The sequence below is a fragment of the Nitrospirillum bahiense genome (assembly GCF_007828025.1).
Taxonomy (GTDB): domain Bacteria; phylum Pseudomonadota; class Alphaproteobacteria; order Azospirillales; family Azospirillaceae; genus Nitrospirillum; species Nitrospirillum amazonense.
Map to the genome: position 1 here is coordinate 59,059 of NZ_VITO01000003.1, position 17,620 is coordinate 76,678.

Sequence of the window (17,620 nt, forward strand, 5' to 3'; positions counted from 1 at the left end):
TCAGGCGGTCGTGGTGGTGGAAGCGTGGTGGGCGGGAAGGGCCGGGCCGTGCTGCGGGGCGGTGCCGCCGAACACGTCCAGCAAGCTGGCGAGAAGGGACACGGTGTCGTCGATGATGCCGTGATGCGTGGCGCCGAAGGTGCCGCTACCGAAGCCCACGGCCTTCTGCGCCTGGGCGGCGGCCTGAAGCTGCGCCGTCAGCGACAGCTTGCCCGCCGGTACCTTGCCGGGGCCGTTGGCGGTCTTGGCGGCCAGATCCTGGGCCGCCGCGTCACGGCCGGTATAGGCGGCCAACTGCACCGGGTTCAGATCGGCGGGAACGGCAGTCGCCGGGTCATTGGCGGCATGCTGTTGCGGGGCACGGTTACCCGGTCCCTGCGGGCCCTGGCCGCCGGGCCCGCCGGTGCCGTTCTGCTGCTGGCCCACCGCCATGTTGAACTTGGCCTCGGCGACATTGCCGTTGCTGTCGCGCGCCGTGACGGTGATGGCGACGTTGCCGTTCTCGCCCGCCGGCGGCTGGCCGCTGAAGGTGCCGTTGGCCGGGTTGAAGGTCAGCCACGCGGGCAGCGGCTCGCCATTGGCCTGCCGCGCCTCCAGCGTCACCTGCGGGTCGCTGCTCTGGAAGGTGCCCTGCGGCAGCTGGAAGGTCACTTGCTGGCCGGCGGTGACCACCTGGTTGCTGACCTGGTTGGCCAGGGTCAGCGGGGTGGTGCCGCTGGCGGAGGAGGTAATGGCGACCACGCCGGTGCCGGCGCTGATGGTGGCGGTGGAGGTGGTCGTCGTTCCGGTCGTCGCTGCCCCGGTGGTCGTGGTCGCCGTCGTGGTGGTCGTGGGTGCCGCACTGGCCGTCGTCGTGCCGGCAGCGGTTGTGCCGGCGGTGGTTGGGGGGGCGGTCGTTGAGCCAGCGGTCGTCGTGGTGGTCGTCGACCGGCTGGTGCTGGTCGACGTGCTGGTGTCGGTCGCCAACGCCGTGATGATGCTGGTGGTGGCGGTCGAGGTTGTCGACGTGCTGGTGCTGGTCGCGCTGGTGCTGATGACGCTGTTGCCGCTCAGGCCTGCGCTGGGTGTGCCGCTGACGCCGGCGTTACCCGTGCCCACCGTTTGGGTCAGGGCCACGGTGGTCGTCGCGGTGCTGGTCGCGGCCACCGTGGGCGTCACGATCAGGGTGCTGGTCGACGTGGTTGTCGGCGCCGTCGTGGTGGTGGTCGTAGTGGTGGTGGTCGTCGTCGTGGCTGGGGGCTGCGGCACCACCACGGGGTTGATGGTCACGCCGATGATGCCGCTGGCCGTCTTGGCGCCGCCCACCCGGTTCGTGCCGCCGTCGCTGACGGTCACGGTGATGATGTCGTTGCCGGTGGTGGCGGGGGTCAGGTTCAGGGTGGCCAGGGTGGCGTTCACGTCGGCCACGCTGCCGCGGACGATGACCGTGCCGGTGCCGTTGCCGGTCAGGGTGGCGGCGCCCGAGGCCGCCATGACCATCTGCCCGTCGAAGCCGTCCTTCACCAGGACGCTGATGGTGCCGCCGGTCAGGGTGTCACTGACGCTGATGCCAGTGATGGCCTGGTTGCCGGTGGCGGACAGGTTCTGGGCACCCGGCAAGGTCAGGACGGGCGTGTCGTTGCCGGTCAGGCTGATGGCGACCGTACGCACGGCGGACTTCACGCCGCCGATGCGGCTGGTGCCGCCATCGCTGATGGCGACCGTGAGGGTGTCGGTGTCCGTGGTCGTGGCGGTGGTGGCGTATGTCAGGCTGGCCAGGGTGGCGTTCACGTCGGCCACGCTGCCGGTGACGGACACCACGCCGCTGCCGTTGCCCGACACCGTGGCGCCGCCGGAGGCGGTGACCGTGACGTTGCCCTTGCCGGCCAGCAAGGCCACCGTGACGGTGTTGCCCGACAGGGTGTCGCTGACGCTGATGCCGGTGATGGCATGGGCGTCGGTGTCGTTGTAGCTCTGCGCGCCCGGCACGGTCACCACGGGGGTGTCGTTGCCGGTCAGGCTGACCGCGATGGTCTGGACGGTGGACTTGGCACCGCCAATGCGGCTGCTGCCGCCATCGTCGGCGGTGACGGTGATGGTGTCGCTGCCGGTGGCCGTCGCCGTGGTGGCATAGGTCAGGCTGGCCAGGGTGGCGTTCACGTCGGCCAGGCTGCCCGTGATGGTCAGGCTGCCCGTGCCATTGCCGGCCAGGGTGGCGGCGCCCGACGCGGTGGCGGCGACATTGCCCTGGGTGGCCGTCACGGTGGCCGTGACCGTGGTGCCGGTCAGGCTGTCGCTGATGCTGACGCCCGTGATGGCGTGGGCGTTGGTGTCGTTGTAGCTCTGCGCCCCGGCCACGGTCAGGACCGGCGTGTCGTTGCCGGTCAGGTTGATGGTGATGGTCTGCACGGTGGACTTGGCGCCGCCGATGCGGTTGCTGCCGCCATCGCTCAGCGCCACCGTCAGGACGTCCGCGCCCGTGGTTGTGGCGGTGGTGGCGTAGCTCAGCGTGGCCAGGGTGGCATTCACGTCGGCCAGGCTGCCGGTGATGGAAACCACGCCGCTGCCGCTGCCCGACACCGTCGCGCTACCCGACGCCGTGACGGAGATATTGCCCTGGGTGGCGATCAGGGCGGCGGTGACGGTGCTGCCCTGCAGGCTGTCGCTGACGCTGACGCCAGTGATGGCGTGCACGTTGGTGTCGGTATAGGTCTGCGTCCCGGCCACGGTCAGGACCGGCGTGTCGTTGCCGGTCAGGTTGACCGCGATGGTCTGGATGGCGGCCTTGGCGCCGCCGATGCGGGTGGTGCCGCCGTCACTGACGCTGACGATGATGAGGTCGCTACCGGTGGCCGTCGCCGTGGTGGCGTAGGTCAGGGTGGCGAGCGTGGCGTTCACGTCGGCCAGGCTGCCGGTGATGGTGACGCTGTCTGTGCCCCCACCGGTGACAGTGGCGGCGCCCGAGGCGGTGAAGCTGAGGTTGCCGTGCAGATCAGCCACGGTGGCGGCGACCGTGCCGCCTTGCAGGGTGTCGCTGATGCTGATCCCGGTGATGGCGTGGGCGCTGGTGTCGCTATAGCTCTGCGCCCCGGCCACGGTCAGGACCGGAGTGTCGTTACCGGTCAGGTTGACCGCGATGGTCTGGGTGGCGGACTTGGCGCCGCCGATCAGGCTGCCGCCGCCGTCATTGACGGTGACGGTGATGGTGTCGCTGCCGGTGGCGGTCGCCGTGGTGGCGTAGGTCAGGGTGGCCAGGGTGGCGTTCACGTCGGCCAGGGTGCCGGTGATGGTGACGCTGCCCGTGCCCCCGCCGGTGATACTGGCGGCGCCCGACGCGGTGAAGCCCAGGTTGCCGTGCAGGTCCGACACCGTGGCGGTGACGGTGCCGTTGTAGGTGTCGGCGACGCTGACACCGGTGATGGCATGGGCGTTGGTGTCGTCGTAGGCCTGCGCCCCGGCGACGGTCAGGACCGGCGTGTCGTTGGTGGCGATCGCCACGGCGATGGTGCCGCTGGTGGACTTCGCCCCGCCGATGCGGGCCGTGCCACCGTCGTTGACGGCGACGGTGATGGTATCGCTGCCGACGGTGGACAGGGTGGTGGCGTAGCTCAGGGTGGCCAGGGTGGCGTTCACGTCGGCCAGGGTGCCGGTGATGGTGACGCTGCCCGTACCGCCGCCGGTGACCGTGGCGGACCCCGCGGCGGTGAAGCTGAGGTTGCCGTGCAGGTCGGACACGGTGGCCGTGACGGTGCCGCCCGGCAGCGTGTCGGTGATGGCCACACCGGTGATGGCGTGGCTGGCCTGATCGACATAACTCTGCCCGCCCGGCAGGGCCAGGGACGGCGTGTCGTTGCCGGTCAGGTTCACCGCGATGGTCTGCGTCGCGGACTTCGCCCCGCCGATCAGGTTGGCGCCGCCGTCATTGACGGTGACGGTGATGGTATCCGTTCCCGTGGCCGTCGCGGTGGTGGCGTAGCTCAAGGTGGCCAGGGTGGCGTTCACGTCGGCCAGGGTGCCGGTGATGGTGACGCTGCCCGTGCCGCCGCCGGTGACGCTGGCGGAGCCTGCGGCGGTGAAGCCGAGGTTGCCGTGCAGGTCGGACACGGTGGCGGTGACGGTGTTGCCCGCCAGGCTGTCGGTCACGCCCACGCCGGTGATGGCATGGCTGTTGGTGTCGGCGATGCTCTGCGCGCCAGCCACGCTGATGGCGGGGGCGGCGTTGCCGGTCAGGGTGACGGCGATGGTCTTGCTGTTCGACAGCGCACCGCCGGTGCCGGTATTGCCGCCGTCGTTGACGCCGATGGTGATGGCATCGCTGTCGCTGGCGGTTACCGTGGTGGTGTAGGTCAGGCTGGCCAGGGTGGCGTTCACATCGGCCAGGGTGCCGGTGATGGTGACACTGCCCGTGCCGGTGCCGGTGACATTGGCGCTGCCCGAGGCGGTTACCGCCAGGGTGCCCTTGCCGGCCCCCAGCGTCACGGTCTCGATGCCGGTGCCGGCGTCAGGGTCGGCCACGCTGACGCTCAGGCCGTGGGCCAGGGTATCGGTGATCGTCTGGGCACCCGGCACGGTCAAGACTGGCGCGTCGTTGACGGCTGTGACGGTGATCGTGCTGGTGACGGCGGCCGAGGCTGCGATGCCATCGTTCACCGACCAGGTGACCGTGCGGCTGGCGCGGGTGCCGGCCAGGGTCGGGTCCTGGCTGGTGGAGCTGAAGGTGATGCTGCGCAGGGCCGCCTGGTAATTGGCGACGCTGCTGCTGCCCGTCAGGGTCAGCACGCCGGTGCCGCTGTCGTAGCTGCCGGTGATGCCGTTCTGGCTGGTGAAGGACAGCACGTCGCCGGCCACCACGCTGCCGATGGCCACCGTGGCGCTGGTCAGGGTGCTGGTGGCGCTGTCGGCGACTGTGAGGGTGGTGTCGATGGCGCCAGCGGTGCCAGCCTCGACATAGGTGACGGAGCCGCCGGCCGTCATCACCGCACCCTGCGCGGCGACGCTGACCATGCCGTTATTGGTGGAATAGGCGGTGGCGCCGCCGTTGGTGGTGGTGTCGGCCGTCTGGCGCGTGCTGCCGCTGCTGGCGGTGCCGCTGGTTTCGTCCCAGCCCTTGAAGGTCAGCGTGGCGGTTTCCGCCGTGCTGCCATCGGGCACATAGCGCAGCTGGGCGGTGCTGTTCAGCAACAGGCCGCTGCTGGTGGAAACGGTGCCGACGCCGAACCAGTTCGTGCCGTCGGTGGAATACTGCCAGGTGCCGGCACCGGAGAGCCCGGTGATGGCGATGCCCGAGACGCCATGGCCGTCCACGTCGATATAGCCGGCGTCGCCTAGGATGCTGGAAACGGTGACGGCGGTGCTGGTGGTGTTGATGGGGGTGGCCGGGATGGTAGCGGTGGCGCCGCTGCTGGGCAGGGTGGGGGCGTCGTTGACCGGGGTGATGGTGACGGTGGTGCTGGCGGTCAGGGTGGTGGTGTCGGCGCCGCCGTTGGCGGTGCCGCCATTATCCTGAACACTGGTCAGGGTGACGGTGCGGCCGCTGCCGGCCGTCGGATCGTCGCTGGTGTTCTGGTAGGCCAGGCCGTTGACCAGGGTCTGGGCGGCGCTGGCTGAGAAGTCGCCGGCCTTGGTGATGGTGACGGTGGCGGTGCCACTGTTTACCGAGACGCTGACGGAATAGCCGTTGGCCGTGGTGGTGGCGCTGTTGCCGTTGGTCAGCGCCACGCTCTGGCCGTCGATGCTCAGGGTTTCCGAGGCGCCGTCGGCCAACCCACCCACTGTCAGCGTGATGGCGTGGACGCTCTGGCTCGCCTCACTGGTGCTGACGGTCGTGCCGCTGAACAGCGCGATGGCGTTGGCGCCCTCGACATAGTTGGGGCTGGTCGCCGGCGTGGTGGTCAGGGTCGGCGCCTGGTTGACCGGGTGCAGCGTGACGGTGGTGCCGGCGGTCAGGGTGGTGGTGTCGTGGCCGCTGTTGGCCGTGCCGCCATTGTCCTGGATGGCGGTCAGGGTGACGGTGCGGCCACTGCCGGCCGTCGGGTCGCTGCTGGTATCCTTGTAGGTCAGGCCATCGACCAGGGTCTGGGTCGCCGCCGCCGTGGCGCCACCCGACTTGGTGATGGTGACGGTGGCGGTGCCGGAGGTCACCGAGACCGCGACGCCAAAACCGTTGGCGGTGGTGGTGATGCTGGTGCCATCGACCAGGGTGACGTCCTGGCCATCAATGGACAGGACCTCTGACGTGCCGTCGGCCAAGCCGCCGACGGTCAGGGTCAGGCCGCTGATCTTCTGGCCGGCCTCGATCGCGCTGATGGTCGTGCCGCTGAACAGGCTCACGGCGCTGCCACCCTCGGTGAAGACCGGGCTGGTGGCGGGCGTGGTGCTGAACGTCGGCGCGTCGTTGACGGCGGTGATGTTGACCGTGCTGGTGACGCCGGCGGAGGGGGCGATGCCGTCGTTCACCGACCAAGTGACCGTGCGGCTGGCACGGGTGCCGCCCAGGGTCGGGTCCTGGCTGGTGGAGCTGAAGGTGATGCTGCGCAGGGCCGCCTGGTAGTTGGCCAGGGTGTCGCTGCCGGTCAGGGTCAGCACGCCGGTGCTGCTGTCATAGCTGCCGGTGATGTTGGCCGTGTTGACGAAGGTCAGCACGTCGCCGGCCACCACGCTGCCGATGGTCACCGTGGCGCTGGTCAAGGTGCTGACGACGGAATCACTGACGGTAAGGGTGGTGTCGATGGCGCCGGCGGTGCCGGCTTCGACGTAGGTGACGGAGCCGCCGGCCGTCATCACAGCGCCCTGCGTCTCGACGCTGAGCGTGCCGTTGTTGGCCGAGTAGGCAGTGACGCCGCCGTTGGTGGTGGTGTCGGCCATCTGGCGCGTGCTGCCGCTGCTGGCGGTGCCGCTGGTTTCGTCCCAGCCCTTGAAGGTCAGCGTGGCGGTTTCCGCGGTGCTGCCATTGGGCACATAGCGCAGCTGCGCGGTGCTGTTCAGCAGCAAGCCGCTGCTGGTGGAAACGGTGCCGACGCCGAACCAGTTCGTGCCATCGGTGGAATACTGCCAGGTGCCGGCACCGGAGAGCCCGGTGATGGCCACGCCCGAGACGCCGTGGCCGTCCACGTCGGCGTAGCCGGCGTCGCCCAGGATGCTGGATACGGTGACGGCGTTACTGGTGGCGTTGATGGGCGTGGCCGGGATGGTGGAGGTGGCGCCACTGAGCAGGGTCGGGCTGTTGTTGACCGGGGTGATGGTGACGGTGGAGACAATATAGACTGCGGTGGTGTCGTGGCCGCCGTTGGCGGTGCCGCCGTTGTCCTGGATGACGGTCAGCGCGATGGTGCGACCACTGCCAGGAGTAGGGTCGTCGCTGGTGTTCTTGTAGCCCAAGCCATTGATCAAACTCTCGGCGTCTGCCGCAGAGAAGTCACCAGCCTTGGTGATGGTGACTCCCGCAGCGTACTGCACCACATTGCCAGATGTGCTCGTCGTCACAAGGACGGACACGGTATAACCGTTTGTGGTGGTTACCGTATTTTGGTTAGTCAGTGATACAAGAGTTCCGTCGACTTGTAGAGTTTCAGCCCCACCATCGGCGAGGCCTGCCAAAGCCACGGTCAAGGAGTGGATTTTTTGGTTGCTCTCGCCAGTGCTTACGGTCGCGGCACTGAACAGGGTGACGGCATCAGCACCTTCGATGTAATTCGCATTAGTGACCGGTGTCGCGTTCAGGTTAGGTGCGGCGTTCAGGACGCTGGCCACGATATCGTTGCCGGTGCCACCGCTGTTGGTGATCAGCGCCTTGCCGCCGCTTAGATCCGCTTGCCCGTTACTATCCAAATTGTGAAAGGCGGTGGCGTCGGTGGTGCCGCTGCCGGTGTTGTTGACGATGGTGAAGCTGTCACCCAACGCGACCGTGTAGCCGCCAACGGCGCTCAGCGTCAGGGTGCCGGCATTGCCCGAACCGTCGTTCAGCACGACGTTGCCGCCCACGCTCAACACGTCGTTGTTGCCGGATGTGCCGGCGATCTGGATTTGCAAGGCGCCGCCCAGGTTGACGTTGCCCGTGACGGTCAGGGTGCCGATGCCGTTGTTCACGCCCTCGATGCCGGGGGCCAAGGTGCCGCCGCCATAGACCCGCAGGTTGCCGCCGACGGTGCCGGTGCCGGCCAGGGTGGCGCCGTCCTGGACGTTGACGTCGCCGCCAACCGAACCGGTCAGCGCCAGGGTGCCCGCCTGCACATAGGTGGTTTCGGTATATCCGCTGCCGTCGCCCGACAGGGTTACGGTACCGGTTCCGCCTTTGAACAGGCTGCCGAAACCAGTGACGGTACCTGACAGGGTCAGGCTGTTGTCGGTGTTGAGGGTGCCGTTGTTGACGGAGATGTTCAGATTCTGGCTCAGGCTGACGCTGGCCCCGGTGACCGTGAGTGTGCCACCGTTCAGCGTCAGGGCGCCACCGCCCAGGTTGGTGGCGGCGGCGATGCGCAAGGTGGCATCGCGCACCGTCGTATCGCCGGTGTACGTGTTGGTGCCGGACAGGGTGACGGTGCCGCCGCCGTTCATCGTCAGGTCACCTGATCCGCTGACGACGCCTGACAGGGTCAAGGCGTTGGCGGTGCTGACCGTGCCGCCATTGCTGCCCAGGGCCAAGCCTTGGCTCAGGCTGACGCTGGACCCGGTGACGGTCAGGGTGCCGCCGTTGAGGGTCAGGGCGCCGCTGCCCAGGTTGGCGCCGGTGGCGATGCTGAGGGTGCCATCGGTAACGGTGGTCGTGCCGGTGTAGGTGTTGGTGCCCGACAGGGTCAGCGTGCCTACGCCATCCAGGGTTAGGTTCTTGGAACCGGAAATGACGCCGGACAGGGTGGCGCTGTTGGTGGCGCTGATGGTGCCGTTGGCGCTGAGGACGATGGCGTTGGCAAGGGTAACGGCGCTGCCCGTCACCTCCAGCGCGCCGCCGTTCAGAATGACGGCGCCGTTGATGGTGGTGCTGCCCAGGTTGGTGGCGCTGGTGACGCTGAGGGTGCCGGCGGACACCATGGTGGCGCCCAGGGCGCCGGTGGAGCTGGTGTAGGTGTTGGTACCGGACAGGGTCAGCTTGCCGGCGCCGACCTTGGTCAGGCTGATGACGTGGCTGAGGTTGCTGCTGACGCCGCCGGTGATGTTGCCGGACAGGGTCAGGGCGTTGGCGTTGCTGATGATGCCGCCGCTGGCGCCGAGCGTGATGTTCTTGGATATGGTGACGTTGCTGCCGGTGACCAGCAGGCCGCCGACGCCGGTGTTGCCCATGTTCAGGGTCAGCGTGCCGGTGGTCAGGTTGGTCTGGTCGGTGATCGACAGCGTGCCGACCTGGATATTCAGGTTGGTGGTCGCGGCGCTGTTGTTGGCCGTCAGAACGATCGCGCCGTTGCCGAAGTTGTGGGTGAGGGTGAAGGCGCCGGCCAGCGTCCCGCCCAGGGTCAGGGTAGCGGTGTCGCCGACGTAGATGCTGCTGGCGGCGCTCAGGGTGACATTGCCCGACAGCGTCGCGCTGCCGGAGGACAGGTTGATGGCGCCGGAGCTGGATGTGCCGCTGCCGGCGATGGTCAGGGCGTCGGCGATGGTGACGCCGTTGTCCACCTGCAGGGTGGCGCCGCTGGCCACGGTGGTGGCGCCGGTGCTGCTGCCCAGGGCGGCGCTGCTGGCGGCTTCCAGCGTGCCGGCGCTGATGGTGGTGGCGCCGGTGTAGGTGTTGGTACCCGACAGGGTCAGGGTGCCGGTGCCGGTCTTGGTGATACCGCCATTGATGCCGCCGTCCTGAAGGACACCGGAGAAGGTGGTGGAGGTGTTATCCCCACCCATGGTCAGCGTGCCACCGTTCAGCGTCACCGTGCCGGCGCCGCTGAGCGAGCCCACGGTCTCGTCACTGGCTTCCAGCTGCAGCGTCGCACCCGATGCGACGGTCACGGCGCTGCTGTCGCTGATGGCGCTGCCGCCGGACACCATGATCTCGCCGGCGCTGATGGTGGTGGCGCCGGTGTAGGTGTTGGTGCCCGACAGCTCCAGGGTGCCGGTGCCCGTCTTGGTCAGGCCACCGCTGCCGCTGATGGCGCCGGAGAAGGTGGTGCTGGTATTGTTGCCGCCCGCCGTCAGGGTGTTGAAGCTGCCGAGACTGACGGTGCCGGCGCCGGCGAGCGAGCCGATGGTCTCGCTGGCGGCCAGGGCCAGGGTGGCGCCCGAGGCGACGGTCACGGCGCTGGTGTCGGCGATGGCGCTGCCGCCGCTGGCGGTGACCGTGCCGGCGCCGATGCTGATGGCGCCGCTGTAGGTGTTGGTGCCCGACAGGGTCAGGCCGTCGTTGGCGCCGGTGCCGGTGCTCAGGGTCAGGGTGCCGGTGCTGCCGGTGATGTTTCCGGACAGGGTGGCGGCGTTGCCGCTGGCCACCTGGATGGTGGAACTGGCGGTGACGGCGATGTTCTTGGCGATGCTGGCGGCGCCGTTGACCAGCAAGGTGCCGCCCGCCAGGGTGACGCTGCCGCTGCCCAGGCTGCCGGCGCCGGCGATGCTGAGGGTGCCGGAGGTGACGGTGGCGTTCGTATAGGTGTTGCTGGTGCCGCTCAGCACCACCGAGGCGTAGGTGCCGCCGGTGAGCTGTGAGGTGATGTTCAGGCTGCCGTTGCTGACCACGCCCGAGAAGGTCAGGTCCTTGCCGGCGCCCAGCTGGTCATTGATGCTGCGCGTGCCGCCGCCCAGATCGACGGTGCCGGTGAAGGTCATGCCGAAGCTGCCGGCCAGCAGCACGTTGCCGTTGATCACCAGGTTGTTGGCCAGGGTGTAGGCGGCGGTGGTGCTGCGGATCTTGCCGCTGTTGAAGGTCAGCGTGCCGGTGCCGATGGCGTTGGCCGACGAGATGTCCAGGATGCCGCCGTCCACCGTGACGCCGCCGGAGAACGTGCTGTTGCCTGACAGCTTGATGGCGTTGCCGGCGGTGGTGCTCTTGGCGTCCAGCGCGCCGCTGCCGGTGATGGCGCCGCTCAGGGTGACGGAGCCGCTGGTGTAATCGATGGTGCCGCCGCCGGAATTGATCGTGATGGCGGTGGAGCTGGAGAAGGCGGCCGTGGACAGCAACGTGCCGCCGTTGAAGATCAGCGACGAGGTGCTGCCCAGGCCGGCCACGGCCAATATGCCGGCCGAAATCGTCGTCGAGCCGGTATAGGTGTTGGTGCCCGACAGGGTCAGCTTGCCGGCGCCCGTTTTGGTCAGGCCGCCCGTGCTGCTGATGACGCCCGACAGGGTCACGTCGTTGGCATTGCTGATGGTGCCGCCGCCGCTGCCCAGGGTGATGGCCTTGCTCACGGTCACCGCGGACCCCGTCACCGCCAACGCGCCGCCGTTCAGGGTCAGCGTGCCGGTGGTCAGGTTGGTCTGATCGGTGATGGACAGGGTGCCGGTGGCGACGTTCAGGTTGGTGGCGCCGGCGCCGTTACTGCCGCTCAGGACTAGGGTGCCTGTGCCGACGTTCTTGTACAGGGTGAAGGCGCCGCCCAGGGTGCCGCTGAGGGTCAGCGTGCCCGTGCCGCTGACGTTGACCCGGGCGTCCGCCGTCAGGGTCACGTTGCCCGACACCGTGGCGCTGCCGGTCGAGGTGTTCAGGGTCAGCGAGCCGTTGCCGGCGGTGCTCACCGCGTCGGCGATGGTCACGCCATCATCGATGAGCAACGTGCCGGTGGAGGCGATGGTGGTGCCGCCCGCGCTGGTGCCCAAGGCGCTGGAGGTGGCGGCCTCCAATTTGCCGGCGCTGATGGTGGTGGTGCCGGTGTAGGTGTTGGCGCCCGACAGGATGATCGTGCCGGCGCCCGCCGTGGTTAGGTTGCCGGCGCCGCTGATGACGCCCGACAGGGTCAGGGTGTTGGCGGTGCTGATGGTGCCGCCGCCGGTGCTCAGCAGGATGTTCCCGCTCAGCGTCACGGTGGTGCCGGTCAGCGTCAGCGTGCCGCCGTCCAGCGTCAGGCCGCCGCTGCCCAGGTTGGTGCTGTCGGTGATGCTGAGGGTGCCGGCCGACACGGTGGTGGTGCCGGTGTAGGTGTTGGTGCCCGACAGGGTAAGGGTGCCGGCGCCCGTCTTGGTCAGGTTGCCGGTGCCGCTGACGACGCCCGACAGGATCAGGGCGTTGGCGTCGCTGACCGTGCCGCCGCTGCTGCCCAGGGTCACGGCGTTGGCCAGGGTGACGCTGGTTCCGGTCACCGCCAGCGTGCCGCCGTTCAGGGTCAGCGCCGCGATGCTGAGGTTGGTGTTGTCGGTGATGCTGAGCGTGCCGGCGGTCACCGAGGTGGTGCCGGTGTAGGTGTTGGTGCCGGACAGGGTGAGGGTGCCGGCACCCGCCGAGGTCAGGTTTTTGGAACCCGAGATGACGCCGGACAGGGTGGCGCTGTTGGTGGCGCTGATGGTGCCGTTGGCGCTGAGGACGATGGCGTTGGCAAGGGTAACGGCGCTGCCCGTCACCTCCAGCGCGCCGCCGTTCAGAATGACGGCGCCGTTGATGGTGGTGCTGCCCAGGTTGGTGGCGCTGGTGACGCTGAGGGTGCCGGCGGACACCATGGTGGCGCCCAGGGCGCCGGTGGAGCTGGTGTAGGTGTTGGTACCGGACAGGGTCAGCTTGCCGGCGCCGACCTTGGTCAGGCTGATGACGTGGCTGAGGTTGCTGCTGACGCCGCCGGTGATGTTGCCGGACAGGGTCAGGGCGTTGGCGTTGCTGATGATGCCGCCGCTGGCGCCGAGCGTGATGTTCTTGGATATGGTGACGTTGCTGCCGGTGACCAGCAGGCCGCCGACGCCGGTGTTGCCCATGTTCAGGGTCAGCGTGCCGGTGGTCAGGTTGGTCTGGTCGGTGATCGACAGCGTGCCGACCTGGATATTCAGGTTGGTGGTCGCGGCGCTGTTGTTGGCCGTCAGAACGATCGCGCCGTTGCCGAAGTTGTGGGTGAGGGTGAAGGCGCCGGCCAGCGTCCCGCCCAGGGTCAGGGTAGCGGTGTCGCCGACGTAGATGCTGCTGGCGGCGCTCAGGGTGACATTGCCCGACAGCGTCGCGCTGCCGGAGGACAGGTTGATGGCGCCGGAGCTGGATGTGCCGCTGCCGGCGATGGTCAGGGCGTCGGCGATGGTGACGCCGTTGTCCACCTGCAGGGTGGCGCCGCTGGCCACGGTGGTGGCGCCGGTGCTGCTGCCCAGGGCGGCGCTGCTGGCGGCTTCCAGCGTGCCGGCGCTGATGGTGGTGGCGCCGGTGTAGGTGTTGGTACCCGACAGGGTCAGGGTGCCGGTGCCGGTCTTGGTGATACCGCCGGCAAGGCCACCGTCCTGAAGGACACCGGAGAAGGTGGTGGAGGTGTTATCCCCCCCCAACGTCAGCGAACCGCCGTTGAGCGTCACCGTGCCGGCGCCGCTGAGTGAGCCGACGGTTTCATTGCTGGCCTGCAGCACCAGGGTGGCGCTGGATGCCACCGACACGGCGCTGCTGTCGCTGATGGCGCTGCCGTTGGACACCATGATCTCGCCGGCGCTGATGGTGGTGGCGCCGGTGTAGGTGTTGGTGCCCGACAGCTCCAGGGTGCCGGTGCCGGTCTTGGTCAGCCCGCCGGTGCCGGTGATGGCGCCGGAGAAGGTGGTGTCGTCGGTGCTGGCCTCGTTCACCGTCAGTGTGTTGGTGCCGAGCGTCACGGTGCCGGCGCCGGCGAGCGAGCCGATGGTCTCGCTGGCGGCCAGGGCCAGGGTGGCGCCCGAGGCCACGGTGACGGCGCTGGTGTCGGCGACGGCGCTGCCGCCGCTCAGCGTGACAGTGCCGGCCGAGACCGTCATGGCGCCGGCGAAGGTGTTGGTGCCGGACAGGGTCAGGCCGCTGCCGCCAGTGGTGCCGGTGGTCAGCGTCAGCGTCTTGCCGGCGGTGCCGGTGATGTTCCCGGACAGGGTGGCGGCGTTGCCGCTGGCCACCTGGACGGTGGAACTGGCGCTGACAAGAATGTTGTTGGTGATGCTGGCGGCGCCGTTGACCAGCAAGGTGCCGCCCGCCAGGGTGACGCTGCCACTGCCCAGGCTGCCGGCGCCAGCGATGCTGAGGGTGCCGGAGGTGACGGTGGCGTTGGTGTAGGTGTTGCTGGTGCCGCTCAGCACCACCGCGGCGTAGGTCCCGCCGGTGAGCTGTGAGGTGATGTTCAGGCTGCCGTTGCTGACGACGCCCGAGAAGGTCAGGTCCTTGCCGGCGCCCAACTGGTCATTGATGCTGCGCGTGCCGCCGCCCAGATCGACGGTGCCGGTGAAGGTCATGCCGAAGCTGCCGGCCAGCAGCACGTCGCCGTTGATCACCAGGTTGTTGGCCAGGGTGTAGGCGGCGGTGGTGCTGCGGATCTTGCCGCTGTTGAAGGTCAGCGTGCCGGTGCCGATGGCATTGGCCGACGAGATGTCCAGGATGCCGCCGTCCACCGTGACGCCGCCGGAGAACGTGCTGTTGCCCGACAGCTTGATGGCGTTGCCGCTGGTGGAGCTTTTGGCGTCCAGCGCGCCGCTGCCGGTGATGGCGCCGCTCAGGGTGACGGAGCCACTGGTGTAATCGATGGTGCCGCCGCCGGAATTGATCGTGATGCCGATGGAGCTGGTGATCGCCGCCGTGGACTTCAGCGTGCCGCCGTCCAGGGTCAGCGAGGCCGTGGAACCCACGGCGCCCAGCGCCAGCGTGCCGCCCGATACCGTGGTGGCGCCCGTGTAGGTATTGGTGCCGGACAGGGTCGCCGTGCCCGCCCCGGTCTTGGTCAGGGTGCTGCCGGTGCCGGAAACCCCGGCGGAAATGGTCAGCGTGTCGCCGCTGCCCACCGACAGGGTGCCGGCGCCGCCCAGGGCCAGGCCGCCGCTGGTGGCGGCGATGGTCAGGCTGCCCGCCGTGGTGGGCGCGTACTTCAGGGTGTCGCCGGCACCCAGCGTGACACCGCTGGCCAGCGTGATCGTGCCGGTGACGCTGTCGCCGATGATGATGGTGTCCGCCCCCGTCTGGGTGACGGACCGGGCCAGCGCCTCGCGCAGGCTGAAGCCGTCGGCGGCGGCACCGCTGCTTTGGTCGGCGGTGGTGGTGACGTAGATGGTGGAACTGGTCACCGTCAGGTCGGCGTTGCTGGTGTTGCCGCTGCCGTCGCTCAGGGCGAAGCGGATGGTGGCGTCGCCAAAGGGGGTGGCGTTGCTGTACTGGACGGCATGGATCAACGCCGCCACGTCCGCGCTGGTGGCGCTGGCGGTCAGGTTGACGGTCAGCACGCCGCCGGTGTTGGTGAAGGTCAGCGCATGGCCATTGACCGTGACCGTGCCGCCGCTGGCGCTCACGCTGTTGTCGAAGCTGAAGACGTCGTTGGCCGTGGCGTCGGCGGATCCGGACGTCACGCGCTGTACCACCAGGCTGCCGCCGGCCCAGCCGGCCGTGTCGTTCTCTGTGTCGCTGACCGAGGCGGCGGTGGCGGAATCCAGGTGGACGGCGGTGCTGGCATCCACCCAGGCGACCGTGTCACCGGCCAAGTTGGTGATGACTGGGGCGGCGTTGGCCCCCGTGACCGTGATGCCGGCCGTGTCGGTGGCGGAGGAGAAGGCGGTGGTGCCGCCGTTGGTGGCGGTCGTCACCTTGCTGCCGGCCGTGCCGCTGGTCTGGTCCCAGGCGCGGAAGGTGATGGTGGCGGTGCCGGTATAGCTGCTGCTGGGCGCGAAATAGAGGCGGGTGTTGGCGTCCGCCTTCAGCAGCAGGGCGCTGGTGTCGCTGACCGTGGCGACACTGGTCCAGGTGGTGCCGCCGTTTGTGGTGTAATACCAGGTGCCATGGGTGGTGTCGGTGGCGGTGATGGCCAGGCCCGTCAGGGCGCCGCTATCGGGGTCGGTGACGTTGCTGATGCCAGTGCCGATGCCCACCAAGGCCGACACCAGGGTGCCAACGGACCCTGTGGGGGTGCTGGCCACGGTGTTGACTTCCGAGGTCAGGACTGGCGACTTGCTGGCGTCCAAGGTGGGCGCGGTGTTGGACGGAACACAGAAAGGGCTCGTAGCCTGGAAAGTGGCGAGCGTCTCCGCATACGCAAATTTGCCATTATGGCTTATGGGGTTGTTTGGATACGTCAATGATGCGTAGACGTATCCCGTGGCGCTTGGGTCATAGTATGCAACAAGGGTGCCTGTGGAAATGGAACTACCGTGGGCATCGGTTGACACACTCACGCTGTAAAGCCTGGTGGTTCCGAAATACGATGCTGTCGTACAGCCCAGGCAATGGTCCAAACCCTCCATACCGGCGACGGTGAACGGCAGCACGGTATCGATGGCTTTACCGGTGGTGTATTCCAAAACCCAGTCGCCGCCCAGCGCCGCCGGGCCGGTGCGGTCGGTGGAGGCGGCGACGTCGATGTCGTTGCCCAGGTAACGGGCGAAGTCGTTGACGAATTGCTTGCCCTTGTCGGTCTCGGCGACGGAGCAGCCCAGCAGTAGGAAGTCGCCGCCCGTTTTCAGCGAGGCGCCGATGGCCGCCAGGTCGGTGGCACGGCCGGCAAGGTCGCCATCTGTAAGTACATGGTTACCGCCCAGAATGAGGCCGCCGTCGCCGCCTTCGGTCACCAGGACGACAGTGTCCAAGTTTTTGTAGGCCGACAGCGCCTCGGCGATGCCATGAACGGTGCGCTGGCCTTCACCCAGCAGGATGACGGGCACGGATGGGTCCATGCCGGCGATCAAGGTCTGATAATCCGCCACGCTGGTGTCGACGATGACCACCTCATGCACGCTGGACGTGGCCGTCATGGTGGGGGTGACGGCGGTGGCGGTGCTGGTGTTGGCGACCTTGGTGGTGTCGGTGGTGGCTGTTTTGACCGCGTCCGAAGTCTTGGCCGTATCCGTGGCCGCCGTCTGGCTGGGGGCGGACGTGCCGCTGGCCGCCGCCTTGGCGCTGCTGTCGGCGGTGCCGGTGTCGGTCGCCGTCGCGGCGGCGGCCTTGGCGGCCGCGTCCAGCAGGGCGGCGCTGGCGGCCGCGTCCGCGTGCGTGTCCACCGTCGCCGTCGCCGCCGTCTTGGTCACCGTCGCGGCGGTTGCGGCGGCGGCGGCGTCGAACATCATGCGGGGTTCAAGGGCCAGTCGCAGGGCGCGCGGGGCGTTCTTGCGATCCTGGGTCTTCTTGACCGGGGGGCGTGAACCGTCGGGCATGGCGTACACTCACCAATTGGAATAGGCGGCCGCGGGGAACCTACCTGGAAGGCAGGGGTCCTTTTGCAAAAAACCCATCGATGGCTGCAACGGCTCCCCCATAGCGCTTAAATCACAAGTCCCCACAACCCGCCAGTAAATTCAGAAACGAGCGTCGCGCTCGGAAGACGATCATCTTTTGTGACTAAATGTGAGAGTGTACTTTATGGGGCAGCCGCAGTCGATGTTGCCCCCTGCGCCCTATTCAAAAGTATACATATTAAGAAATCCCTACCGCCCAACGATTGTATCCGCCGGCTTTTGGAGGTAATCCACCAGCCGGATTTCTTAATGGAGTTAAAATATTAACCAGGATTTAACCAAGTCCGGCGTGTAACGGGGTGGCGCCAGGGGCGCAAATTTGATAGAAACATCGCAGGGTGGTGGCGCCACGCCGGAAATACCACCGCTTACGCGCCATCAA

At 68.3% G+C, this 17,620-nt stretch carries 1 protein-coding gene; it reads right to left on the reverse strand.

Annotation, left to right across the window (positions count from 1 at the left end):
* Nucleotides 1–17,157, reverse strand: a complete 17,157-nt coding sequence (locus FBZ88_RS30130) for an autotransporter-associated beta strand repeat-containing protein (RefSeq protein WP_186464224.1) — start codon at nucleotides 17,155–17,157, stop codon at nucleotides 1–3.
* Nucleotides 17,158–17,620: the final 463 nt, after the last annotated feature.